This window comes from Pseudomonas sp. LF-5 (assembly GCF_037626295.1).
Classification (GTDB): domain Bacteria; phylum Pseudomonadota; class Gammaproteobacteria; order Pseudomonadales; family Pseudomonadaceae; genus Aquipseudomonas; species Aquipseudomonas monsensis.
On sequence record NZ_JARKMT010000002.1, the window covers coordinates 123,903 to 149,291 of the forward strand.

The window sequence follows — 25,389 nt, forward strand, 5'->3', positions numbered from 1 at the left end:
ATGGCCAATCTGCGTATTGCGCTGGTAGCGGGTGAGGCTTCCGGTGACATTTTGGGCGCCGGTCTCATGCGCGCCCTCAAGGCACAACACCAGGCGGTCGAGTTCATCGGTGTCGGCGGGCCCTTGATGCAGGCCGAGGGGCTGACGTCCTGCTTTCCCATGGAGCGCCTGTCGGTCATGGGCCTGGTGGAAGTCCTTGGGCGGTTGCGCGAATTGCTCAAGCGTCGCAAGGATCTGATCGCCACGCTGATCGCCGCAAAACCGGACGTGTTCATCGGTATCGATGCCCCGGACTTCAACCTCAATATCGAACTCAAGCTGCGTCAGGCCGGAATCAAAACCGTGCACTACGTCAGCCCGTCGGTATGGGCGTGGCGGCAGAAGCGCGTGCTGAAGATTCGCGAAGGCTGCGACCTGATGCTGACGCTGTTGCCGTTCGAAGCCAGGTTTTACGAAGAGAAGGGCGTGCCGGTCCGCTTCGTCGGTCACACGCTGGCCGATACCATCCCGCTGGAAGCCGATCGCGCTGCGGCGCGCGCCGAACTGGGCCTGCCCGACGGTCCGCTGGTCGCGTTGATGCCGGGCAGTCGGGGTGGCGAAGTCGGCCGTCTCGGTGCACTTTTCCTCGATACGGCCGAGCGCCTGCGTGCCATGCACCCGGGTTTGCGTTTCGTCCTGCCATGCGCCAATGCCGAGCGTCGTGCGCAGATCGAAGCGCTGCTGGTCGGCCGCGACCTGCCGGTGACCCTGCTCGACGGCAAATCCCATCTGGCCCTGGCGGCGTGCAATGCCGTACTGATCGCTTCCGGCACGGCCACGCTTGAGGCGCTGCTGTACAAACGGCCAATGGTGGTGGCTTATCGCCTGGCGCCGCTGACGTTCTGGATTCTCAAGCGCATGGTCAAGAGCCCTTATGTGTCGCTGCCAAACCTGTTGGCTCAGCGGCTGCTGGTACCAGAACTGTTGCAGGATGATGCGACAGTCGAGGCGTTGGCGCAGACTCTGTCGCCCTTGATCGACGGTGGCGAGGAGCAGACCCGCGGCTTTGACGAGATTCATCGCACGCTGAGGCGGGACGCTTCCAATCAGGCGGCGGACGCCGTCCTCAACCTGATCGGTCAATCACGATGAGCAAGAAAATTATGCAGATGGGCCTGGATTTCACCCTGGTCGCCGAAGTCGAGGAGCTGGTCGCCGGTGTCGATGAAGTCGGTCGTGGCCCGTTATGCGGTGCGGTGGTCACGGCAGCAGTGATTCTCGACCCGAACCGGCCGATCCTTGGCCTCAACGACTCGAAGAAACTCACTGAAGCCAAACGCGAAAAGCTCTACGACGAGATCATCGAGAAGTCCCTGAGCTGGTGCATCGCCCGCGCCGAAGTCGAGGAAATCGACGAGCTCAACATCCTCCACGCCACCATGCTGGCCATGCAGCGCGCTGTGGCTGGCCTGCATGTGCAGCCGAAACTGGCGATGATCGACGGCAATCGCTGCCCGAAACTGCCGATGCGCGCCGAAGCGGTGGTGCAGGGTGATGGCAAGGTTCCCGCGATTGCGGCGGCGTCGATTCTGGCCAAGGTCAGCCGCGACCGTGAAATGGCCGCGTTCGAACTGATCTACCCGGGTTACGGCATCGGCGGCCATAAAGGCTATCCGACGCCCGTTCATCTGGAAGCGTTGGCCCGGCTCGGGCCGACGCCGATTCACCGGCGCTCGTTTGCCCCGGTGCGTCAGGCTTACGAGGCGCTGGAAGGCCTGACGCAGGTTTAGTCGCAAGGCTGATGTTTTGTTCGAGGCCCGGTACAATCCGGGCCTTGTTGTCTCTATGTAACTGGACAGGATCACTATGCCGGCTTCATTCGTTCATCTACGCCTGCACACTGAATACTCCCTGGTCGACGGGCTGGTGCGGATCAAGCCACTGGTCAAGGCCCTGACCGGCATGAACATGCCGGCGGTGGCGGTCACCGACCAGAACAACATGTGTTCCCTGGTCAAATTCTATAAAAACGCCATGGGCGCAGGCATCAAGCCGATCTGCGGCGCCGACCTGTGGCTGTCGAACAAGGATCCGGATGCGCCGCTGAGCCGGATCAGTCTGTTGGTGATGAACGCCAAGGGCTATCGCAACCTCACCGAGTTGATCTCGCGCGGCTTCATCGAAGGCCAGCGCAACGGCATGATCATCGTCGAGCGCGAGTGGGTCGCGGAGGCCAACGAGGGCCTGATCATGCTGTCCGCCGCCAAAGAAGGCGAGATCGGCATGGCCATGATCGGCGGCAACCCCGCGGAAGCCGAAGCGCTGGCGCGTGAGTGGATGGCGGTGTTCCCGGATCGTTTCTACCTGGAAATCCAGCGCACCAACCGTCCCAATGACGAAGAACAACTGCACGGCGCCGTGGCCCTGGCCGACAAGCTCGGCGCGCCACTGGTGGCGACCAACGATGTGCGCTTCATCAAGCAGGAAGACTTCGCGGCCCACGAAACCCGTGTATGCATCGGTGAGGGCCGTGCCCTCGACGATCCGCGGCGTTCGAAGAACTACAGCGATCAGCAATACCTCAAAAGCGCCGAGGAAATGGCTGAGCTGTTCAGCGACATTCCCGACGCCATCGAAAACACCGTCGAGATTGCCAAGCGCTGCAACATTGAGGTGAAGCTGGGCACGCACTTCCTGCCCAACTTCCCGATCCCCGATGGCATGACCATCGACGAATACTTCCGCAAGGTGTCCTTCGACGGTCTCGAAGAGCGTCTCGCGGTGCTGCTGCCCAAGGACACCACCGAAGACTACGAAGCCAAGCGTCAGGTCTACGTCGATCGCTTGAATTTCGAGCTGGATATCATCATCCAGATGGGCTTCCCCGGTTACTTCCTGATCGTGATGGACTTTATCCAGTGGGCCAAGAACAACGGCGTGCCAGTAGGTCCTGGCCGGGGGTCGGGTGCCGGCTCGCTGGTGGCTTATGTGCAGAAGATCACCGACCTCGATCCGCTGGAATACGACCTGCTGTTCGAACGTTTCCTTAACCCGGAACGGGTTTCGATGCCCGACTTCGACGTCGACTTCTGCATGGACGGTCGTGACCGGGTGATCGACTACGTGGCCGAGAAATACGGCCGCAACGCGGTGAGCCAGATCATCACCTTCGGTTCCATGGCCGCCAAGGCTGTGGTGCGCGACGTGGCGCGGGTGCAGGGCAAGTCCTACGGCCTGGCGGATCGTCTGTCGAAGATGATTCCGTTCGAAGTCGGCATGACCCTGGAAAAAGCCTACGAGCAGGAAGAGATCCTGCGTGACTTCATCAAGGTCGATGAAGAAGCGGCTGAAATCTGGGAGATGGCGCGCAAGCTCGAAGGCGTGGTGCGTAACGTTGGTAAGCACGCCGGTGGCGTGGTTATCGCGCCGACCAAACTGACCGACTTCTCGCCGATCTATTGCGACGAGGCCGGCGACGGTCTGGTAACCCAATTCGACAAGGACGACGTTGAAGCCGCCGGTCTGGTGAAGTTCGACTTCCTCGGTCTGCGGACCCTGACGATCATCGACTGGGCGCTGAAAACCATTAACCGCGACCGCGCCAAGGTCAACGAGCCGCCGCTGGATATCGCGTTTATCCCGCTGGACGACAAACCGACCTACACGCTGTTGCAGAAAGCTGAAACTACAGCAGTGTTCCAGCTTGAATCCCGCGGCATGAAGGAGCTGATCAAAAAGCTCAAGCCCGACTGCCTGGAAGACTTGATCGCACTGGTGGCGTTGTTCCGTCCGGGCCCGCTGCAGTCCGGCATGGTGGACGACTTCATCAACCGTAAGCACGGTCGCGCCGAACTGGCGTACCCGCACTCGGACTACCAGTACGAAGGCCTCAAGCCGGTATTGGCGCCGACGTACGGCATCATCCTGTATCAGGAACAGGTGATGCAGATTGCCCAGGTCATGGCCGGTTACACCCTCGGTGGTGCGGACATGCTGCGTCGGGCGATGGGTAAGAAAAAACCGGAAGAAATGGCCAAGCAGCGCGGCGGTTTCATTGAAGGTTGCGCGACCAATAATATCGACGCCGACCTTGCCGGTAACATCTTCGATCTCGTAGAGAAATTCGCCGGTTACGGCTTCAACAAATCTCACTCCGCCGCTTACGGCCTGGTTTCGTACCAGACCGCCTGGCTGAAAGCCCACTACCCGGCGCCGTTCATGGCCGCGGTACTCTCGGCGGATATGCACAACACCGACAAGGTCGTGACCTTGATCGAGGAAGTGCGCACCATGAAGCTGCGCCTCGACGCGCCGGACGTGAACACTTCCGAGTTCAAGTTCACGGTGAACGACGACGGCCGCATCGTGTATGGCCTCGGGGCGATCAAAGGCGTCGGCGAAGGTCCGGTTGAGGCAATTACCGAAGCGCGTCAGGAAGGTCCGTTCAAGGATCTGTTCGATTTCTGCGCCAGGGTCGATCTCAAACGCATCAACAAGCGCACGCTGGACGGTTTGATCCGCAGCGGTGCACTGGATCGCCTCGGCCCGTACTTTCACGACGAACAAAAGGCTTATCAGGCCAACATCGACCGTAACCGCGCCGTGCTGCTGGCGGCGATGGAAGAGGCGATCAAGGCCGCCGAACAAACCGCGCGTACCCACGACAGCGGCCACGCCGATCTGTTTGGCGGGCTGTTCGTCGAGGAAGACGCCGACGTTTATGCGTCGCATCGCAAGGCCAAGGAGCTGACCCTCAAGGAGCGTCTCAAAGGTGAGAAAGACACCCTGGGCCTGTACCTGACCGGTCACCCGATCGACGAATACGAAGGCGAGATCCGCCGTTTCGCCCGGCAGCGCATCATCGACCTGAAGCCGGCCCGCGACACGCAAACTGTGGCCGGGATGATCATTGCCCTGCGGGTGATGAAGAACAAGAAGGGCGACAAGATGGGCTTCATTACCCTCGACGACCGCTCGGGGCGGATCGAGGCGTCGCTGTTCGCCGATGCGTTCCACTCCGCACAGTCGCTGTTGCAGACCGATGCAATGGTGGTGGTCGAAGGCGAGGTCAGCAACGACGACTTCTCCGGCGGCCTGCGCCTGCGTGTCAAGCGCGTGATGAGCATGGAAGATGCGCGTACCAACCTGGCCGAGAGTCTGCGTTTGAAGCTGCAGACTCAGGATTTGAAAGGCGATCAGCTACGCTGGTTGGGGGATTTGCTCAAGCGTCATCGCGGGGCGTGCCCGATCACCATGGAATACACCAGCCCCGATGCGAAGACCTTGCTTCAGTTCGGCGAGACCTGGCGGATCGACCCGGCGGATGCCTTGATTCAAGCCCTGCGTGACCAGTTCGGGCGAGACAACGTCTTCCTCCAATACCGTTGACCGGCAGGTGCCATCATTGCGCTTGCCTGAAACCTGAATTTTTAATCTCGACCTCAGCGCGCCTCTCCCTTAAGGTAGGGCGCGAATAGACAACCGGCCGGCCCAAGCTCATTTGGGACACGACCCAAGACGGACGCCTATGAACCCGAATTTTCTAGATTTCGAACAGCCGATCGCCGACCTGCAAGCCAAGATCGAAGAGTTGCGCTTGGTCGGTAATGACAATTCGCTGAATATCGGCGATGAGATCTCCCGCCTGCAGGACAAGAGCAAAACGCTGACCGAAGACATCTTCGGCAAGCTGACCAGCTGGCAGATCGCACGCCTGGCGCGTCACCCGAAACGCCCGTACACCCTGGACTACATCGAGCACATCTTCACCGAGTTCGACGAACTGCACGGCGACCGTCACTTCTCCGACGATGCGGCAATCGTTGGCGGTGTGGCACGTCTGGAAGACCAGCCGGTGATGATCATCGGCCACCAGAAGGGCCGTGAAGTGCGCGAGAAGGTACGCCGCAACTTCGGCATGCCGCGTCCGGAAGGCTACCGCAAGGCGTGCCGTCTGATGGAGATGGCCGAGCGTTTCAAAATGCCGATCCTGACCTTCATCGACACCCCGGGTGCTTATCCAGGTATCGACGCCGAAGAGCGTAACCAGAGCGAGGCGATTGCCTGGAACCTGCGCGTGATGTCGCGCCTGAAAACCCCGATCATCGCCACCGTGATCGGTGAGGGTGGTTCCGGCGGTGCACTGGCGATCGGTGTCTGCGATCAGCTGAACATGCTGCAGTACTCGACCTACGCGGTGATCTCGCCGGAAGGTTGCGCTTCGATTCTGTGGAAAACCGCCGAAAAAGCGCCGGATGCCGCTGAAGCGATGGGTATCACCGCCGAGCGCCTGAAAGGCCTGGGCATTGTCGACAAGGTGATCAGCGAGCCACTGGGCGGCGCCCACCGTGATCCGGCGGCTGCCGCTGCGTCGATCCGCGCCGAGCTGAGCTCGCAACTGGCGATGCTGAAGAAGTTCGACAACGAAGCGCTGTTGAAGCGCCGTTACGATCGACTGATGAGCTACGGTCTCTAATCGAACGCCGATTCGGCTGACAATGCAAAACACTGTGGGAGCGAGCTTGCTCGCGAAGGCGTTATAACAAACAACGAAAATGTTGAATGTTGAACCGCTTTCGCGAGCAAGCTCGCTCCCACATTGGCTTTCCGTGAAGGTAAAAAATGAGTCCGCTTTCGATTGATTTGCCTTCACGGCTTTTGCGCAACCTTGAGCAGTGGCGCAACGCCGCGCATTGGCGCATCGCGTTTTCCGGTGGTCTCGATTCCACCGTCCTCCTGCACCTGCTTGCCGATCTGGCAAAAACCGAATCACTGCCTGCACTGAGCGCCATCCATATCCATCACGGTCTTCAGACTGCGGCTGATGCGTGGCCGCAACATTGCCAGGCCGTGTGTGATGCGCTGGGGGTGCCGTTGCTGATCGAGCGGGTGAAGGTGCAGCCAGGCGCGAGTCTGGAGCGGGCGGCGCGGGATGCGCGTTACGCGGTATTCAGTGCCCAGACACTAGCCAATGACGTATTGCTCACTGGCCAGCACCGTGATGATCAGGCGGAAACGTTGCTGTTTCGGCTGCTGCGTGGCGCGGGAGTGCGTGGATTGTCGGGAATGCCGCAGCAAAGGCCTGTGGGGCAGGGCACGTTGATTCGCCCGTTGCTGGCTGTCACTCGCGCCGAGCTGGAACGTTATGCACAGGCTCATTCGTTAAGCTGGATCGAAGATCCGTCGAATCAGCATCGGCAGTTCTCGCGCAATTACCTGCGCCATCAGGTCATGCCGGCGCTGAGCGAGCGCTGGCCGCAAGCGCAGGCGAACATGGCCCGCAGCGCCGCGCATCTGCGTGACGCACAAGGCTTGCTCGATGAGCTGGCGCAGATGGATCTGGCTCAGGCCGGCACTGCCCACGATTTCGAGTGGCTGGGCCTGCCGTCGCTGACATTGGCCCCGCTGTCCGGGCTGTCTGCCGCCCGTCAACGAAACGCGCTGAGGCACTGGCTCGAACCGCTGACGCGACTGCCCGACACTGACCATTGGTCGGGTTGGGACGATCTGTGCCATGCCGCCGGCGATGCTTCACCGATCTGGCGTCTGGCCGATGGCGAGTTGCATCGCAGCGCCGGTCGATTGTGGTGGCTCAGTGGCAACTGGCTGCGCACGCCGGTGATCGGTGGCGAGTGGCAAGCCCCGACGTCAGCGCTACGCTTGCCCGATAACGGCCGTGTCATGCTCACGGGGCAGGCGCCTGCCGGGCCGCTGCGCATTGCCTATCGGCAGGGCGGCGAAATGATGCGTCTGGCCGATCGCGGCCACCGCGATCTCAAACGCCTGCTTAATGAGCGGGCAGTGCCGGCCTTCGTGCGTGGCAGATTGCCGCTGCTGTTTCGTGGCGCAGAATTGCTCGCGGTGGCGAACCTGTCGGGGCTTGATGGCGATGGGCGCGATGGCTGGAAATTGCATTGGCAGCCAACAGACGAAGATCAAGGTTTGAGCTGAAAGGAGCATTCCGGTAGACTACGCTCCCTTCTTGATACAACTTCTGTGGATTCGCCTGAATTGCAGGAGTTGCCGATTACCAAGCAGTCTTTGCTGGGCGATTCCAAAAAATGTGTAGCGAGCAACGTACCGGTGTTTCATCTGCCGGTCTGTCCCAACGCGGCGGTTTTTTTGAAAGGTGCACTGTGATTAATGCAGGTGATCGGGGGCTTCGGCCTTCCTTCGCTTTCCCCGGCGGCTCGTACCGCTTTAACGCAGACTTCTAGGGTTTTTCATGACGCGCTACATATTCGTCACGGGCGGTGTTGTTTCTTCATTGGGGAAAGGCATTGCCTCGGCTTCATTGGCGGCCATCCTGGAGGCGCGGGGGCTTAAGGTCACCATGCTTAAGCTGGATCCGTACATCAACGTCGACCCGGGTACCATGAGCCCGTTCCAGCACGGTGAAGTGTTCGTCACCCACGACGGCGCCGAGACCGACCTGGACCTGGGCCACTACGAGCGGTTCATCCGCACGACCATGACCCAGAACAACAACTTCACCACCGGCCGTGTCTACGAGCACGTGCTGCGCAAAGAGCGCCGTGGTGACTACCTGGGTGCAACCATTCAGGTGATTCCGCACATCACCGACGAAATCAAGCGTCGCATCATCAAAGGTGCCGGTGACGCTGACGTGGCAATGGTCGAAATCGGTGGCACCGTCGGTGACATCGAGTCGCAACCGTTCCTTGAAGCCATCCGTCAGCTGCGTTTCGAAGTCGGCGCCAAGCGCGCGATGTTGATGCACCTGACACTGGTGCCGTACATCGCCACCGCAGGCGAGACCAAAACCAAGCCGACCCAGCACTCCGTGAAGGAACTGCGCTCGATCGGCCTGCAGCCAGACGTACTGGTGTGCCGTTCCGATCACCCGATCGACGTTTCGTCGCGTCGCAAGATCGCTCAGTTCACCAACGTTGAAGAACGTGCGGTCATCGCGCTGGAAGACGCCGACACCATCTACAAGATCCCGGGCATCCTGCACTCGCAGGGTCTGGACGATTTTGTCGTCGAGCGTTTTGGCCTGCAGTGCGGCAGCGCTGACCTGTCCGAGTGGGAAGCTGTGGTTGATGCCAAGCTGAACCCGGAACACGAAGTGACCATCGCGATGGTCGGCAAGTACATGGAACTGCTGGACGCCTACAAGTCGCTGATCGAAGCGATGAGTCACGCAGGCATCAGCAACCGTACCAAGGTCAACCTGCGCTACATCGACTCCGAAGACATCGAAAACCAGGGCACTGCGCTGCTCGAAGGTGTCGATGCGATCCTCGTACCGGGGGGCTTCGGTCTGCGCGGCGTGGAAGGCAAGATCACTGCCGTTCAGTACGCTCGCGAAAACAAGGTTCCGTACCTGGGCATCTGCCTCGGCATGCAAGTGGCGGTGATCGAGTTCGCCCGTAACGTGCTGGGCTGGAAAGACGCCAACTCCACCGAGTTCGATCGCGCCAGCGGCCATCCGGTCGTGGGTCTGATCACCGAGTGGGAAGACGCCACCGGCGCGGTTGAAGTGCGTACCGAAGCGTCCGATCTGGGCGGCACCATGCGCCTGGGCGCTCAGGAATGCCTGCTCGAGGCCGGCTCCAAGGTGCACGATTGCTACGGCAAGGATGTGATTGTCGAGCGTCACCGTCACCGCTACGAAGTGAACAACAACCTGCTGCCACAAATCATCGAAGCCGGCCTGAAAATCTCCGGTCGCTCCGCTGACGCCGCGCTGGTTGAAGTGGTCGAAGCACCGGATCATCCATGGTTCGTCGCTTGCCAGTTCCACCCTGAGTTCACCTCGACACCACGTGATGGCCATCCGCTGTTCAGCGGTTTTGTCAAAGCAGCATTGGCTCAACACCAGAAGAAGGCGTAACCCCGATGGCACAGAAGATCATCCGCGTCGGCGACATCGAGATTGCCAACGACAAACCCATGGTGCTGTTCGGCGGCATGAACGTGCTGGAAAGCCGTGACATGGCCATGCAGGTTTGCGAGGAGTACGTGAAGGTCACCGAGAAACTCGGCATTCCTTACGTGTTCAAGGCCAGTTTCGACAAGGCCAACCGTTCTTCTGTGACCTCTTATCGTGGTCCTGGCCTGGAAGAGGGCATGCGCATCTTCCAGGACATCAAACAAGCCTTCGGCGTGCCGATCATCACCGACGTCCACGAGCCTGATCAGGCTCAGGCCGTCGCTGAAGTCTGCGACATCATCCAGTTGCCGGCCTTCCTGTCGCGCCAGACCGATCTGGTCGTCGCGATGGCCAAGACCGGCGCGGTGATCAACATCAAGAAAGCCCAGTTCCTCGCGCCTCAGGAAATGAAGCACATCCTGAACAAGTGCGTGGAAGCGGGTAACGATCAACTGATTCTCTGCGAGCGTGGTTCGAGCTTCGGCTACAACAACCTCGTGGTCGACATGCTCGGCTTCGGCATCATGAAGCAGTTCGAGTACCCGGTATTCTTCGACGTGACCCACTCGCTGCAAATGCCTGGCGGTCGTTCCGACTCCGCCGGCGGTCGCCGTGCACAGGTCACCGATCTGGCCAAGGCCGGCATGAGCCAGTCGCTGGCCGGTCTGTTCCTCGAAGCCCATCCGGATCCGGACAACGCCAAATGCGACGGCCCTTGTGCCTTGCGTCTGGACAAACTGGAGCCATTCCTGGCCCAGCTCAAAGCTTTGGACGAACTGGTGAAGAGTTTTCCGACGGTAGAAACCGCGTAAACCTCAATTCTCCGGTAAAGTACCGCACGATTTGTCGCTCATGCCCTCGGGCATGAGCGTTATCGTCTGCAAGTCTGCCCGCTGCACACCCCTTGCCGACGGTAAAAAGATTTCCTCTAGCTGCGTCGTTTTCGTCAACTTTGGAGTGTTTACAACAATGGCAAAAATCGTCGACATCAAAGGTCGTGAAGTTCTCGACTCCCGTGGCAATCCCACCGTGGAAGCGGACGTGCTTCTCGACAACGGCATCATCGGCAGCGCTTGCGCGCCGTCCGGTGCATCCACTGGCTCGCGTGAAGCGCTCGAGCTGCGTGATGGCGACAAGAGCCGTTACCTGGGCAAGGGCGTGCTCAAAGCGGTAGCCAACATCAACGGTCCGATCCGCGATCTGCTGCTGGGCACCGACCCGAGCGACCAGAAAGCCCTGGATCACGCGATGATCAAGCTCGACGGTACCGAAAACAAGGCAACTCTGGGCGCCAACGCCATCCTCGCGGTGTCCCTGGCTGCGGCCAAGGCTGCTGCACAGGATCAGGATCTGCCACTGTACGCACACATCGCCAACCTGAACGGCACCCCGGGTGTTTACTCGATGCCGGTACCGATGATGAACATCATCAACGGTGGCGAGCACGCCGATAACAACGTCGACATCCAGGAATTCATGGTGCAGCCGGTCGGCGCCAAGACTTTCTCGGAAGGTCTGCGCATGGGCACCGAGATTTTCCATCACCTCAAAGCTGTGCTGAAGGCTCGTGGCCTGAGCACTGCGGTTGGCGACGAAGGCGGTTTCGCACCGAACCTGGCGTCCAACGAAGACGCGCTGAAAGTGATCTCCGAAGCAGTGGCCAACGCCGGTTACAAGCTGGGCACCGACGTGACCCTGGCGCTGGACTGCGCGGCGAGCGAATTCTACGAAGACGGCAAGTACAACCTGTCCGGCGAAGGCCAGGTGTTCACCGCTGAAGGTTTCGCCGATTACCTGAAAGGCTTGACTGAACGTTATCCGATCATCTCGATCGAAGACGGTCTGGACGAGTCCGACTGGGCTGGCTGGAAGATCCTCACCGACAAGATCGGCGAGAAGACCCAACTGGTTGGCGACGATCTGTTCGTGACCAACACCAAGATCCTGAAAGAAGGCATCGATAAAAAGATCGCCAACTCGATCCTGATCAAGTTCAACCAGATCGGCACCCTGACCGAAACCCTGGAAGCCATCCAGATGGCCAAGGCCGCCGGTTACACCGCAGTGATCTCGCACCGTTCGGGCGAAACCGAAGATTCGACCATCGCCGACCTGGCTGTGGGCACCTCGGCTGGCCAGATCAAGACCGGTTCGCTGTGCCGTTCCGACCGCGTTTCCAAGTACAACCAACTGCTGCGTATCGAAGAGCAGTTGAATGGCAAAGCCAAGTACAACGGTCGCAGCGAGTTCCGCGGCTAAGTACAAACTGATGGAAGGACACCGGATTGTGTCGGAAAAGTCGTGACAGCGATGGATTTGCCACTAATCTGATGCCTTACATGCACAAGCCTGGATCTTCCAGGCTTCGTGCTATCAGACGTTTCAAAGTTTTGGCGTGGCTGTCTTTTTTCACTGGATACCTGATATTCGATGCGCAGTCCTTACTGGTTGTTTCTCGTTTTGCTCTTGCTGCTGGCCGGTCTGCAGTACCGCCTGTGGGTGGGCAATGGCAGTCTGGCGCAGGTCGCCGAACTGAAACAGCAGATTGCTGATCAGCACGCCGAGAACGAAGGCCTGCTGGAGCGCAACCGGGTGATGGATGCTGAAGTCAGCGAGCTGAAGAAAGGCATGGAGACCGTTGAAGAACGGGCTCGCCATGAACTGGGCATGGTCAAGGACGGTGAAACCCTTTACCAGTTGGCCCAATGATCGATTCTCTGCCGGCCTTCTGGGCCGTGATTCCTGCCGCGGGCGTCGGTGCCCGAATGGCCGCGGACCGTCCCAAGCAGTACCTGCAACTGGGCGGACGTACAATTCTCGAACACAGCCTTGGCTGTTTCCTTGATCACCCGAGCCTGAAGGGCCTGGTGGTCAGTCTGGCGGTTGACGATCCTTATTGGCCGAACCTGGCGTGCGCTACCGACTCGCGAATTCAGCGTGTCGAGGGCGGATCCGAGCGTTCAGGCTCGGTGCTCAATGCTTTGCTGCATCTGCATGCGCAAGGTGCCGATGATGAGGATTGGGTGCTGGTGCATGACGCCGCGCGACCGAACCTGGGCCGTGATGACCTCGACAAGCTGCTGGCTGAGCTGGCGGATGACCCGGTGGGTGGTTTGCTGGCGGTGCCGGCACGCGACACGCTGAAGCGGGTCGACAAGTATGGCCGTGTGGTCGAAACGGTCGATCGCAGCGTGATCTGGCAGGCCTACACGCCACAGATGTTCCGCCTCGGTGCGCTGCATCGGGCGCTGGCGGACAGTCTGGTGGCGGATGCACTGATTACCGATGAAGCCTCGGCAATGGAGTGGGCCGGTCTGGCGCCACGTCTGATCGAAGGGCGGGCGGATAACCTCAAGGTTACCCGGCCGGAAGACCTGGAGTGGTTGCGTCAGCGTTGGGCTAACCGCCGCTGAATTTTTGTGGTGCCTGTTGAATCGCCATCGCGAGCAGGCTCACTCCTACATTTTGAAATGCGTTCCCCTGTAGGCGTGAGCCTGCTCGCGATAGCGCATTTACAGCCAACGCAACACTCATTCCTGATACTCCGGCCGCTCAGCCAACCCTTCCTTCAAAAAATCCACCAACTTGCGCACCTTCGGCGACAAATGCCGCTGCTGCGGGTACAGCGCCCACACTGCCGTATTCGGCGGCTGATGCGCCTCCAGCAACGAAATCAATGCGCCACTGTGCAAATGTTCAAGCACGTAATAGTCCGGCAACTGGCATAAACCGACCCCTTGCAGCGCTGCATCCAGCACCGCTTGCCCACTGTTGCAACGCCAGTTTCCCTGCACCCGCTGGGAAAATTCCCGTCCGTTCTGTTCCAGCTGCCAGATATCCGAACTGCCAATCAGGCAATTGTGCCGACTCAGTTCCGACAGGCTGTGCGGGCGTCCATACCGTTCGAGGTAGGACGGCGACGCGCACAGATACATGCGCCGAGGCGCCAGCCGCGTGGCCACTAATCGTGAATCTTGCAATCGGCCCAGGCGGACCGCCAGATCCAGGCCTTCATGAACCAGATCGAGTGGGCGGTTGGACAGTTCAATATCAATGCGCAACTGCGGGTACAACCCCATGAATCGAGTGACCAACGGCACGATGAAACGCTCGCCGTAAGCCACGGCGCAAGTCATGCGCAGCATGCCTTTCGGTTCGCTGGTCAGGTCGCCGACCGCGCGCAGCGCTTCTTCGCGACCGTCCTGCAAGCGTTGGCAATGTTGCAGAAACGTTTGTCCGGCCTCGGTTAATGTCACGCGACGGGTACTGCGGTAGAGCAGGCGTGTCTGCAAACGCTCCTCGAGCCGTACGATTTGGCGACTGATGTGTGAGGAAGAAACACCCAGGCGTTCGGCGGCAGCGGTGAACTGGCTGCATTCGGCGACGGCGACGAACTCGTCGATGCCTTCCCAGCGGTTTTCGGACATCGGGATTATCCCTGTATGGCAATAATGTTTTGCTTTTGACCCGATTATTCATCACCTGGCGCTGAACTACACTGGCTGTCTGGTTTTTTATTCAATGGATTCACTGGAGAGTCAGCATGATCAAGTCGCGCGCCGCCGTAGCCTTCGAGGCCAAGAAGCCGCTGGAAATCGTAGAAGTCGATGTCGCCATGCCCAAGGCCGGTGAAGTGTTGCTGCGTGTGGTCGCGTCCGGGGTTTGCCACACTGACGCCTACACCCTGTCCGGCGCTGACCCGGAAGGGATCTTCCCGTCTATCCTCGGCCACGAGGGTGGTGCCATCGTTGAAGCCATTGGCGAGGGCGTGACCTCGGTAGCTGTCGGTGATCACGTGATCCCGCTGTACACCCCGGAATGCGGCCAGTGCAAATTCTGTAAGTCGGGCAAGACCAACCTGTGCCAGGCGATTCGCTCGACTCAGGGTAAAGGCCTGATGCCGGACGGTACTTCGCGCTTTTCCTACAAGGGCGAAACAATTTTCCACTACATGGGCACCTCGACTTTCTCCGAGTACACCGTGCTTCCCGAAATCTCCGTGGCAAAAATCGCCAAGGATGCGCCGCTGGAAAAGGTCTGCCTGCTCGGTTGCGGCGTGACCACCGGTATCGGTGCAGTGCTCAACACCGCCAAGGTCAAGCCAGGTGACACCGTGGCGATTTTCGGCCTGGGCGGCATCGGTTTGTCCGCCGTGATCGGCGCCGTGAAGGCCAAGGCCTCGCGGATCATTGCCATCGACATCAACCCGGCCAAGTTCGAGATCGCCAGACAGCTCGGCGCCACCGACTGTGTGAACCCGAAGGATTTCGATCGCCCGATCCAGGAAGTCATCGTCGACATGACCGACGGTGGCGTCGATTTCTCTTTCGAGTGCATCGGCAACGTGCAACTGATGCGTGCAGCCCTTGAGTGCTGCCACAAAGGCTGGGGCGAGTCGGTGATCATCGGCGTGGCCGGGGCCGGTCAGGAAATCTCCACCCGTCCGTTCCAACTGGTGACCGGGCGTGTCTGGCGCGGTTCGGCGTTCGGCGGCGTGCGTGGCCGTACCGAGCTGCCAAGCTACGTCGACATGGCGCAGAGCGGCGAGATCCCGCTGGATACTTTCATCACCCACACCATGGGCCTGGAAGACATCAACAAGGCCTTCGACCTGATGCACGAAGGCAAGAGCATCCGTACCGTCATTCATTTCTAAAAGCAGCCTCAAGTTACAAGCTTCAAGCTGCAAGTCCGGGCGCTTTTGCCTTTTCTTGAAGCTCGAAGCTTGCCGCTTGCAGCTGGGAGAATCCCCATGAGTCTGGAAAACATCTCCTGTCAGAAGAGTTTCGGCGGTTGGCACAAGCGCTATCGCCACCGCTCCGAGGTGCTCGGCTGTGACATGGTGTTTGCCGTGTATCTGCCACCGCAAGCGGAGCAGGGCGGCAAGCTGCCGGTGCTGTACTGGTTGTCGGGCCTGACCTGCACCGACGAGAATTTCATGCAAAAGGCTGGCGCGATGCGCATGGCGGCTGAGCTGGGGTTGATCATTGTGGCGCCGGACACCAGTCCGCGTGGCCCGGACGTGCCGGGTGATCCGGATGGCGCCTGGGACTTCGGCCTCGGTGCCGGGTTTTACCTGAACGCCACGCAGGAACCGTGGGCGCGGCACTATCGGATGCATGACTATGTCGTGCAGGAATTGCCAGCACTGGTTGAAGCGCATTTCCCGGCATCGGCAAAACGCAGCATCAGCGGCCACTCCATGGGCGGCCACGGGGCGCTGGTCTGTGCGCTGCGCAATCCGGGGCGTTACCAATCGGTGTCGGCGTTTTCGCCGATCAACAATCCGATGGATTGCCCGTGGGGCCAGAAGGCGTTCTCGCGCTATCTGGGTGAAGACCGTTCGAAGTGGAAAGAGTGGGATGCCTGTGCACTGATCGCCGAGGCCACTGAAAAGCTGCCGTTGCTGGTCGATCAGGGTGATCGGGATGACTTCCTCGCCACTCAGCTCAAACCCGAAGCCCTGCAACAAGCGGCAAAACAAGCGGGTCATCCGCTGACCCTGCGTCTGCAGCCGGGCTACGACCATAGTTATTTCTTTATCTCAAGCTTCATTGACGACCACTTGCAGCATCACGCACGCGCCCTTCGGGCCTAATGCAGGTAGAATCACGCCCTGACAAAAATCGGGGCGTTTTTTTATGCGTATTGGCCACGGCTATGATGTGCACCGTTTCGCTGAAGGCGATTTCATTACTCTGGGCGGCGTGCGCATTGCACACGGCTTCGGGCTGCTCGCTCATTCCGACGGTGACGTCCTGCTGCACGCCTTGAGCGATGCCTTGCTCGGCGCGGCCGCGCTGGGTGATATCGGCAAGCACTTTCCGGACACCGACCCGCAATTCAAGGGCGCCGACAGCCGTGTGCTGCTGCGTCATGTGGTCGCGCTGATCCACGCCAAAGGCTGGAAAGTCGGCAACGTCGACAACACCATCGTCGCCCAGGCGCCGAAAATGGCTCCGCATATCGAATCCATGCGCGCGTTGATCGCCGCCGATCTTCAAGTTGAGTTGGATCAAGTGAACGTGAAAGCTACCACCACCGAAAAGCTCGGCTTTGTCGGTCGCGAAGAAGGCATTGCCGTGCATTCCGTTGCCTTGTTGCTGCGCGCATGAACGAACTGCAATTGCTCGGCCCACGGGCTTGGGGCGAACCGCTCGGCACTGCGGTACTGAAAGCCATCGCCGAAGATTTTCAGGTCGATGAAGTGCTCGACATCCCGTTCAGCGGCGATGGCGAACACCTGTGGATCTGGGTCGAAAAACGTGGCCTGAACACCGAGGAAGCGGCGCGGCGTATTGCCAAGGCGGCAGGCGTGCCATTGCGCACCGTCAGCTATGCCGGGCTCAAGGATCGGCAGGCGTTGACCCGTCAGTGGTTCAGCGTGCAACTGCCGGGCAAGGCTGACCCGGATCTGTCGGCGGCGGAAAACGACACGCTGAAGATCCTCAAGACCACGCGCCACAAGCGCAAGCTGCAACGCGGCGCGCATTCGGCCAACGGTTTTACCCTGCGCCTGACCCAGTTCGCCGGCGACAAGGCGGCGATCGAGCAGCGGCTGCAACTGATCGCCAGGCAGGGCATTCCCAATTATTTTGGCGCCCAGCGTTTCGGCCATGACGGCGGCAACGTCGTCGATGCTCGTGCCTGGGCGGCGCGCAAAGCCTTGCCGGAACAGCGCAATGTGCGTTCGCGACTGTTGTCGACGGCGCGCAGTTTTCTGTTCAATCAGGTGCTCGCAGCACGGGTCGCCGATGGCTCCTGGCAAACAGCCCAGGTCGGCGATCTGTTGGCGTTCACCGACAGCCGCAGTTTTTTCCCGGCCGGTGAAGCCGAGTGCAGTGACCCGCGTCTGGCGATTCTCGACCTGCACCCGACCGGGCCGCAGTGGGGCGAAGGTGACTCTCCGACCGCGGGCGCTGTCCATGAACTCGAACAGGGGATCGCCGCCCGTGAGGCGGATCTGCGCGACTGGTTGATTCACGCCGGCATGAGCCACGAACGTCGCATCCTGCGACTGCCCATTGGCGGGTTGTCGTGGCATTATCCCCAGCCTGACATTCTGCAACTGGAATTCGTCCTTCCGGCCGGATGCTTCGCCACCGTATTGGTGCGCGAACTCGTTGATCTGGTGCCGGTGGGGCAGACGGACAGCCCATGCGTATTCTGATTTCTAACGACGATGGGGTAACTGCACCCGGTCTCGCCGCGCTTTATGCTGCGCTGGCGGATTACACCGAATGCGTGGTTATCGCCCCGGAGCAGGACAAAAGCGGCGCCAGCAGTTCGCTGACGCTCGACCGTCCATTGCACCCGCAATACCTGGCCAACGGTTTTATCAGCCTCAACGGCACCCCGACCGACTGCGTGCATCTGGGCCTCAACGGCCTGCTGGAGCGCGAGGCGGACATGGTGGTGTCCGGCATCAATCTCGGCGCCAACCTGGGTGATGACGTGCTGTACTCCGGCACCGTGGCGGCTGCTCTCGAAGGGCGCTTCCTCGAGCGTCCGTCGTTCGCCTTCTCGCTGGTCTCGCGCCAGGTGGATAATCTGCCGACAGCGGCCTGGTTTGCGCGCAAACTGGTCGAGGCCCATGCCGGGCTCGATCTGCCGCCGCGCACGGTACTCAACGTGAACATTCCGAATCTGCCGATCGACCACATTCGCGGTATTCAACTGACCCGTCTCGGCCATCGCGCCCGGGCGGCGGCGCCGATGAAAGTGGTCGATCCGCGTGGCAAGGCCGGTTACTGGATTGCGGCTGCCGGTGATGCCGAAGACGGCGGGCCGGGCACCGACTTTCATGCGGTGATGCAGGGTTACGTTTCCATCACCCCGTTGCAGCTTGATCGCACCTTCAACGATGCCTTCAGAAGTCTCGACGGCTGGCTGGAGGGACTGCGCTGATGGCTCGTGAACACGAAGACAGAATGCGCAGCGGCATCGGGATGACGTCGCAGCGCACGCGCGAGCGTCTGATCCAGCGTCTATATGAAGAAGGCTTGTCCAACGCCAAGGTGCTGGAAGTGATCCGCCGTACGCCACGTCACCTGTTCGTCGACGAAGCGCTGGCACATCGCGCCTACGAAGACACGGCGCTGCCGATCGGCCACAACCAGACCATTTCCCAGCCTTATATGGTGGCGCGCATGAGCGAGCTGCTGCTGGAGGCCGGCCCGCTGGACAAGGTGCTGGAGATCGGTACCGGTTCTGGCTATCAGACAGCGGTGCTGTCGCAACTGGTCGAGCGGGTGTTCTCGGTGGAGCGCATCAAGGTTCTGCAGGATCGGGCCAAGGAACGCCTGGTCGAGTTGAACCTGCGCAATGTGGTATTTCGCTGGGGCGATGGCTGGGAGGGCTGGCCTGCACTGGCGCCTTATAACGGCATTATCGTCACCGCCGTGGCCACCGATGTCCCGCAGGCGCTGCTTGATCAACTGGCACCGGGCGGACGCATGGTGATTCCGGTGGGCTCGGGTGAAGTGCAGCAACTGATGCTGATCGTGCGTGAAGAGCACGGCTTTTCGCGACACGTTCTGGGCGCCGTGCGTTTCGTGCCTTTGCTCAATGGTCCGCTGGCCTGAGCATTTATTCACGGGTGCTGAATTCCTTTCGTTCGCCTCGGTCTTACTCCGGCAACGAGAGATTAAACGCAGCAGACTGGTCACTTGCAAACGTGTGCGCGCAGTGATTTCGCTTCATTAAAGGTAAAGCCGGTGCGGCCCGTTATACTTGCGACACTTCGTGCCGAATCCGGCATGCCAACTTTTTCAGCCACCACAAAAGGGAGCGGCGGGTGAGTCTCACAGTCATTGCGCAGCGTATGGGTAACACGAGCTTTCAGCGCCTGGTGACTGGCCTTGTCTTGAGCACCTTGCTGGTGGGTTGCTCCAGCACCAAATCGAGCAACGTGCGGGTGGTCGATCGTAACAATGCGGTTGCGCAGCGTCCTACAGTGACGACCGGACAGTACGTAGTTCGTCCAGGCGATACGATGTTCTCCATCGCCTTTCGCTACGGCTGGGACTACAAAGCCCTCGCGGCGCGGAACAATATTCCTACGCCCTATACGATCCACCCGGGTCAGACAATTCGCTTCGATGGGCGCACGGGTTCAACGCCGACGGCAGTGGTCAGCAACAGCAGTTCTTCGCCTTCATCGTCGAGCAAAACCACGGTAATCCGGCGCCAGGCGAATGGCACGACGACCACGACCGTGACCGGGTCCGGTGCCGGTTCTACGGGGGCTGCACCGTCCGTCGCCAGCAAATCGGCCCCGGCTCCACTGCCTCCTGCGGGTCCGGCCCCGACCGGCTGGGGATGGCCATCTAATGGCATTCTCATTGGAAAATTCTCTTCAAACGGTAGTTTGAATAAAGGAATTGATATCGCCGGAGATTTGGGACAGCCTGTTTTAGCTGCGTCTGATGGGACGGTGGTATACGCCGGGAGTGGCTTAAGGGGCTACGGCGAATTAGTCATCATCAAACACAGCGAAACCTACGTCAGTGCTTACGGTCACAACCGTCGGCTGTTGGTTCGGGAGGGACAGCAGGTCAAGGTCGGACAGACAATTGCCGAAATGGGGTCAACGGGTACAGACCGGGTGAAACTGCATTTTGAGATTCGCCGACAAGGTAAACCTGTAGATCCGCTGCAGTTCCTGCCAAGACGTTGATTTGTAAGCCAGCCTGTTCCGTCGCGTAGAGGGGACAGGCTCCAGCGCTGCCAAGGATAAAGGCGTCGCTTGAGCTTGGGGTCGAACTCACCAAAGGACTATAACAATGGCTCTCAGTAAAGAAGTGCCGGAGTTTGACATCGACGATGAGGTTCTCCTTATGGAGGCCGGCATCGATTCGGAATCTTCGATGTCGAATGATGAAGGGGCTGCTCCACCTTCCGTTCGTTCCAAATCCAAACACTCCGCTTCACTTAAACAACATAAGTACATCGACTACACGCGTGCACTTGATGCCACGCAGTTGTATCTCAACGAAATCGGCTTTTCCCCATTGCTCTCCCCGGAAGAAGAGGTTCATTTTGCGCGTTTGTCGCAGAGTGGTGATCCGGCCGGGCGCAAGCGCATGATTGAAAGTAACCTGCGGCTGGTGGTCAAAATCGCCCGGCGTTACGTCAATCGGGGGCTGTCGCTGCTGGATCTCATCGAAGAGGGCAACCTCGGGCTGATCCGTGCGGTGGAAAAGTTCGATCCCGAGCGCGGCTTCCGCTTTTCGACCTACGCAACCTGGTGGATCCGTCAGACCATCGAGCGTGCGATCATGAATCAGACCCGGACCATCCGGTTGCCGATCCATGTGGTCAAGGAGCTCAACGTGTACCTGCGGGCTGCACGGGAGCTGACGCAAAAGCTCGACCATGAACCTTCACCCGAAGAGATCGCCAACCTGCTGGAAAAACCGGTGGGCGAAGTCAAGCGCATGCTCGGCCTGAACGAGCGGGTTTCTTCGGTCGATGTGTCGCTGGGTCCGGATTCGGATAAAACCCTGCTCGACACCCTCACTGATGATCGTCCGACCGATCCCTGCGAACTGCTGCAGGACGATGACCTGTCGCAGAGCATCGATCAATGGCTGTCCGAACTGACCGACAAGCAGCGCGAGGTGGTCGTCCGCCGCTTCGGCCTGCGCGGTCACGAGAGCAGCACGCTGGAGGACGTAGGCCTGGAGATCGGCCTGACCCGGGAACGGGTGCGGCAGATTCAGGTAGAAGGCCTCAAGCGCCTTCGTGAAATCCTCGAGAAGAATGGTCTGTCGAGCGAGTCGCTGTTCCAGTAAGCGCTTCGATTGATCGCCCACAAAAAGCCCCGACTGGTTCGGGGCTTTTTGTTGCCTGCTCGAGTACGGAATGGAATTTCCTGTGGCGAGGGAGCAAGCAGCCTCGCCACACCATTCATCACCAGACATACGGTCGGCATTTCCATCGTTTGTAGTCTCGCGGTGTAAGCCTCGGCTTACTCTTTCGTAAGTGTTCCCTATTTTTGCAAGACGGCAGACGTCGATTACCTTCGGTGTTACTTGTTAACTATATGATTTATATGTTTATTTTTTAATGTGAAGTGCTTATTACAGCGTTTTTCTGCCCTCAGGGCCGATTGCTCTCGGCAGGGAACTCTTTAGTATCAGCACTGTGTCGACGGACAGACACGCCCTTCAAGGATGAGGGGAATGGACATCGCAGGACGCGATTCATCAGGACGATGAAAAGGAACACAGGGAATAGGGAAAAAATGTGGGCGGGTCAAACCGCCCCTTTTTTATGCCTGCAGAAAAGCAAAAAGGCCCGCAAGGGGCCTTTTGGTAACGCGCGACAGATCAGCGTTCGAGGTCTTTGATCTTGCCTTTGACGCCATCCCACTCTTCGGCATCCGGCAGCGATTCTTTCTTCTCGGTGATGTTTGGCCAGACTTCAGCCAGCTCAACGTTCAACTGAATGAATTCCTGCATATCTTCCGGAACTTCGTCCTCGGAGAAAATGGCCACGGCAGGGCACTCGGGTTCGCACAGGGCGCAGTCGATGCACTCATCCGGGTGAATCACCAGGAAGTTCGGGCCTTCGTAAAAGCAGTCCACCGGACAGACTTCTACGCAGTCGGTGTACTTGCACTTGATGCAGTTGTCGGTGACGACGAAGGTCATTTCTAATTTTCTCCTCAGGCGGCGGCAGCGTTGCCCCTTCACGGTTGGGGTCGCCAGGTTCGGGAGCGATGTCTGCTGGCCAGGCTATTAGCCAGCAGCATCCCAAGCCGCGCGAGATTCTAACAGCTTGAAGCCGTTTGCGTTATATCCGGTTCGCTGGTGCTTAGATCCGGTTCTTAAGTGCATATAACAATTCGAGCGCCCGCCGCGGGGTCAGGTCATCCAGATCCACTTTGGCCAACTCATCGAGCACCGGATGCGGCAGGCTGGCAAACATGTCGCTTTGCTGCGGAGCGGCCGGCTTGCCTTTGACGGCAGGCTTTGGCGCTTCGTGCGGCAATGCGGTGTCTTCCAGTCGGCTCAGGTGCTCACGGGCACGCACGATCACTTCACTCGGTACACCCGCCAGTTGCGCCACCGCCAGGCCGTAGCTCTGGCTGGCAGGCCCCGGCAACACGTGGTGCAGGAACACGATGCGCTCGTTGTGCTCGGTGGCGTTCAGGTGCACGTTGGCCACCAACGGCTCGGCTTCCGGCAACACAGTCAGTTCGAAATAGTGCGTGGCAAATAGAGTATAGGCACGCAGATGCGCCAGACGCTCGGCGGCGGCCCATGCCAGGGACAGACCATCGAAGGTGCTGGTGCCGCGACCGACTTCGTCCATCAGCACCAGGCTGCGTTCGGTGGCGTTGTGCAGGATATTGGCGGTTTCGCTCATCTCGACCATGAAGGTCGAGCGGCCACCGGCGAGGTCATCGCTGGAGCCGATCCGGGTGAAGATCCGGTCCACCAGCGACAACTCGCAACTGGCCGCCGGTACGAAGCTGCCGATGTGTGCCAGCAGCACGATCAACGCGGTTTGGCGCATGTAGGTGGATTTACCACCCATGTTCGGGCCGGTGATTACCAGCATCCGCGTGTTGTCATCCAGGCTCAGGTCGTTGGCCACGAACGGCGTGGTCAGCACTTGCTCGACCACCGGGTGACGGCCCTGGGTGATGCGCATGCACGGCTCGCTGACGAAGCGCGGGCAGTTCAGGTCAAGGTTCAGCGCACGCTCGGCGAGGTTGCTCAGCACGTCCAGCTCGGCCAGAGCGCCGGCAGTGTCCTGCAGCGGTGGCAACTGGCTGATCAGGTCTTCCAGCAAGGCCTCGTAGAGCATCTTCTCGCGGGCGAGGGCACGGCTCTTGGCGGACAGCGCCTTGTCTTCGAATTCTTTCAGTTCCGGCGTGATGAAGCGCTCGGCGCCCTTGAGGGTCTGGCGACGGATGTAGTCCGCCGGAGCGGATTCTGCCTGCTTGCTCGGGAGCTCGATGAAATAGCCGTGAATACGGTTGTAGCCGACTTTCAGGTTGGCCAGGCCGGTACGGGCCTTTTCCCGGGCTTCCAGGTCGATCAGGAACTGGCCGGCGTTCTCGCTCAGCGATTGCAGCTCGTCGAGTTCACTGTCGTAACCGGTTTTCAGCACGCCGCCGTCGCGGATCACCGCAGGCGGGTTGTCGATGATGGCTTTTTCCAGCAGCGCCGCCAGTTCCGGGTAGGTGCTGGTGGTGGTCGCCAGACGTTGCAGGTGTGGCGCTTCCAGATCGGTCATCGCCACTTGCAGCTGCGGCAACGCGCCGAGCGCATCGCGCAGACGGGCGAGGTCACGGGGACGGGCATTGCGCAGCCCGATCCGTGCGAGAATCCGCTCGATGTCGCCGATTTCCTTGAGCTGTGGTTGCAGCTTTTCGAAACGGTAGCCGTCGAGCAGACAAGTGATCGAGGTCTGTCGCGCCAGCAGCACGCTCAGATCGCGCAGCGGACGGTTCAGCCAACGGGTCAGCAGGCGGCTGCCCATCGCGGTCTGGCAGCGATCGACCACCGATTGCAGGGTGTTGTCGCGGCCACCGGCAAGGTTCGTGTCCAGCTCCAGATTGCGCCGGCTCGCGCCATCGAGCACGACGGTGTCATCAAGACGTTCGTGACGCAGGCTGCGCAAGTGGGGCAGGGCGGTGCGCTGGGTTTCCTTGGCGTAGGCCAGCAGGCAACCGGCGGCGCCGATGGCCAGCGTCAGGGTTTCGCAGCCGAAGCCTTTCAGATCCTGAGTGGAGAATTGCTGGCAGAGACTTTTCAGCGCCGAATCGCGCTCGAAATCCCACGGTGCACGACGCCGTACCCCACGGCGTTTTTCCGCCGGCAGGTCTTTCGGCCAGTCATCCGGGATCAACAGCTCCACTGGATTGACCCGCTCCAGCTCCGCCAGCAGGTTCTCCCAGCCCTTGATCTCCAGCACGGTGAAGTTGCCGCTGGTGATGTCCAGCACCGCCAGACCGAACAGGCGCTCGTCACCCAGCACGGCGGCGATCAGGTTATCGCGACGCTCATCCAGCAGCGCTTCATCGCTGACTGTGCCCGGCGTGATGATTCGCACTACCTGACGTTCCACCGGCCCTTTGCTGGTGGCCGGGTCGCCGACCTGCTCGCAGATCACCACCGACTCGCCGAGCTTGACCAGTTTCGCCAGGTAACCTTCCGCTGCGTGATAAGGAATCCCGCACATCGGAATCGCCTGTCCTGCCGACTGCCCACGGGCGGTCAGCGTGATGTCGAGCAGCTTGGCGGCCTTCTTCGCATCTTCATAGAAGATCTCGTAGAAGTCGCCCATGCGATAGAACATCAGCTGATCCGGGTGCTGGTTCTTCAGGCGCCAGTATTGCTGCATCATCGGGGTGTGGGAGGACAGGTCGGAGACGGCTTTATTCATCGGATTGTCGGGCAACTCGTTAAAAGATGTGGGGTAAAAGCGGGGCAAGGCCCAGGCTTTTCCGCGATGGGCGCAAGGTTACCATGGGCAGTCCGCTCGACGCAGGCATGACG

Annotated in this window: 21 protein-coding genes; 18 read left to right on the forward strand and 3 right to left on the reverse strand. The window is 59.9% G+C overall.

The window, feature by feature from the left end; translation table 11 throughout:
• The 10 genes from lpxB (at position 1) to ispD (ending at position 13,287) form a co-directional block, all read left to right on the forward strand.
• On the forward strand, positions 1 to 1,131 hold the full coding sequence (lpxB, locus tag PseuLF5_RS07640) for a lipid-A-disaccharide synthase (RefSeq protein ID WP_340133308.1): 1,131 nt from the start codon (positions 1 to 3) through the stop codon (positions 1,129 to 1,131).
• 11 nt (positions 1,132 to 1,142) lie between these two features.
• Positions 1,143 to 1,769, forward strand: a complete 627-nt coding sequence (gene rnhB, locus PseuLF5_RS07645) for a ribonuclease HII (RefSeq protein WP_064586190.1) — start codon at positions 1,143 to 1,145, stop codon at positions 1,767 to 1,769.
• A gap of 76 nt (positions 1,770 to 1,845) precedes the next feature.
• On the forward strand, positions 1,846 to 5,367 hold the full coding sequence (dnaE, locus tag PseuLF5_RS07650; RefSeq protein ID WP_128615930.1) for a DNA polymerase III subunit alpha: 3,522 nt from the start codon (positions 1,846 to 1,848) through the stop codon (positions 5,365 to 5,367).
• Positions 5,368 to 5,506: 139 nt separating this feature from the next.
• A complete protein-coding gene (locus tag PseuLF5_RS07655) occupies positions 5,507 to 6,454 on the forward strand; it encodes an acetyl-CoA carboxylase carboxyltransferase subunit alpha (protein WP_123465099.1) in 948 nt (315 codons plus the stop codon).
• Positions 6,455 to 6,600: 146 nt separating this feature from the next.
• Complete coding sequence (tilS, locus tag PseuLF5_RS07660) at positions 6,601 to 7,929, forward strand: tRNA lysidine(34) synthetase TilS (RefSeq protein WP_340133309.1); 1,329 nt, start codon at positions 6,601 to 6,603, stop codon at positions 7,927 to 7,929.
• A 274-nt stretch (positions 7,930 to 8,203) separates the two neighbouring features.
• Positions 8,204 to 9,835: a CTP synthase gene (locus PseuLF5_RS07665; RefSeq protein WP_123465103.1), complete on the forward strand. Its 1,632-nt coding sequence runs from the start codon at positions 8,204 to 8,206 to the stop codon at positions 9,833 to 9,835.
• Between the two features lie 5 nt (positions 9,836 to 9,840).
• Positions 9,841 to 10,686 (forward strand): 3-deoxy-8-phosphooctulonate synthase, encoded by an 846-nt coding sequence (gene kdsA / locus PseuLF5_RS07670; protein ID WP_123465105.1) that lies wholly within the window; start codon positions 9,841 to 9,843, stop codon positions 10,684 to 10,686.
• Positions 10,687 to 10,843: 157 nt separating this feature from the next.
• Complete coding sequence (gene eno, locus PseuLF5_RS07675) at positions 10,844 to 12,133, forward strand: phosphopyruvate hydratase (protein WP_003222156.1); 1,290 nt, start codon at positions 10,844 to 10,846, stop codon at positions 12,131 to 12,133.
• A 171-nt stretch (positions 12,134 to 12,304) separates the two neighbouring features.
• A complete protein-coding gene (gene ftsB, locus PseuLF5_RS07680) occupies positions 12,305 to 12,583 on the forward strand; it encodes a cell division protein FtsB (protein WP_007964293.1) in 279 nt (92 codons plus the stop codon).
• Positions 12,580 to 13,287 carry a 2-C-methyl-D-erythritol 4-phosphate cytidylyltransferase gene (gene ispD / locus PseuLF5_RS07685; protein WP_340133310.1) on the forward strand — a complete coding sequence of 236 codons (708 nt, stop codon included), beginning with the start codon at positions 12,580 to 12,582 and terminating at the stop codon, positions 13,285 to 13,287. The genes ftsB and ispD overlap by 4 nt, the downstream gene beginning before the upstream one ends.
• Positions 13,288 to 13,404: 117 nt before the next feature.
• On the opposite strand, the gene PseuLF5_RS07690 is transcribed toward ispD, so the two are convergent.
• Positions 13,405 to 14,301 (reverse strand): LysR substrate-binding domain-containing protein, encoded by an 897-nt coding sequence (locus PseuLF5_RS07690; RefSeq protein ID WP_123465109.1) that lies wholly within the window; start codon positions 14,299 to 14,301, stop codon positions 13,405 to 13,407.
• A 116-nt stretch (positions 14,302 to 14,417) separates the two neighbouring features.
• On the opposite strand from PseuLF5_RS07690, the gene PseuLF5_RS07695 reads away from it, so the two are divergent.
• From PseuLF5_RS07695 to rpoS, 8 genes are all read left to right on the forward strand, one after another.
• Positions 14,418 to 15,530: an S-(hydroxymethyl)glutathione dehydrogenase/class III alcohol dehydrogenase gene (locus PseuLF5_RS07695; RefSeq protein WP_123465111.1), complete on the forward strand. Its 1,113-nt coding sequence runs from the start codon at positions 14,418 to 14,420 to the stop codon at positions 15,528 to 15,530.
• Between the two features lie 90 nt (positions 15,531 to 15,620).
• Positions 15,621 to 16,472: an S-formylglutathione hydrolase gene (gene fghA, locus PseuLF5_RS07700; protein ID WP_186745212.1), complete on the forward strand. Its 852-nt coding sequence runs from the start codon at positions 15,621 to 15,623 to the stop codon at positions 16,470 to 16,472.
• A gap of 43 nt (positions 16,473 to 16,515) precedes the next feature.
• Positions 16,516 to 16,989, forward strand: coding sequence for a 2-C-methyl-D-erythritol 2,4-cyclodiphosphate synthase (gene ispF, locus PseuLF5_RS07705; protein ID WP_007907189.1), 474 nt, complete (start codon positions 16,516 to 16,518; stop codon positions 16,987 to 16,989).
• Positions 16,986 to 18,044, forward strand: coding sequence for a tRNA pseudouridine(13) synthase TruD (gene truD, locus PseuLF5_RS07710; RefSeq protein ID WP_123465114.1), 1,059 nt, complete (start codon positions 16,986 to 16,988; stop codon positions 18,042 to 18,044). Before ispF ends, truD begins: the two co-directional genes overlap by 4 nt.
• The gene (gene surE / locus PseuLF5_RS07715) at positions 18,032 to 18,781 is read left to right on the forward strand and encodes a 5'/3'-nucleotidase SurE (RefSeq protein WP_123465116.1); all 750 of its coding nucleotides are present in this window, start codon (positions 18,032 to 18,034) and stop codon (positions 18,779 to 18,781) included. Before truD ends, surE begins: the two co-directional genes overlap by 13 nt.
• A gap of 41 nt (positions 18,782 to 18,822) precedes the next feature.
• On the forward strand, positions 18,823 to 19,458 hold the full coding sequence (locus tag PseuLF5_RS07720; protein WP_169841266.1) for a protein-L-isoaspartate(D-aspartate) O-methyltransferase: 636 nt from the start codon (positions 18,823 to 18,825) through the stop codon (positions 19,456 to 19,458).
• A 212-nt stretch (positions 19,459 to 19,670) separates the two neighbouring features.
• Positions 19,671 to 20,552 (forward strand): peptidoglycan DD-metalloendopeptidase family protein, encoded by an 882-nt coding sequence (locus PseuLF5_RS07725; protein ID WP_123465118.1) that lies wholly within the window; start codon positions 19,671 to 19,673, stop codon positions 20,550 to 20,552.
• Positions 20,553 to 20,658: 106 nt separating this feature from the next.
• Positions 20,659 to 21,669, forward strand: a complete 1,011-nt coding sequence (gene rpoS / locus PseuLF5_RS07730; protein ID WP_016985073.1) for an RNA polymerase sigma factor RpoS — start codon at positions 20,659 to 20,661, stop codon at positions 21,667 to 21,669.
• A 537-nt stretch (positions 21,670 to 22,206) separates the two neighbouring features.
• Here rpoS and fdxA read toward each other — a convergent pair.
• Positions 22,207 to 22,530 (reverse strand): ferredoxin FdxA, encoded by a 324-nt coding sequence (gene fdxA, locus PseuLF5_RS07735; RefSeq protein ID WP_123465120.1) that lies wholly within the window; start codon positions 22,528 to 22,530, stop codon positions 22,207 to 22,209.
• A gap of 163 nt (positions 22,531 to 22,693) precedes the next feature.
• Positions 22,694 to 25,276 (reverse strand): DNA mismatch repair protein MutS, encoded by a 2,583-nt coding sequence (gene mutS, locus PseuLF5_RS07740; RefSeq protein WP_267799722.1) that lies wholly within the window; start codon positions 25,274 to 25,276, stop codon positions 22,694 to 22,696.
• Between the last annotated feature and the right edge of the window lie 113 nt (positions 25,277 to 25,389).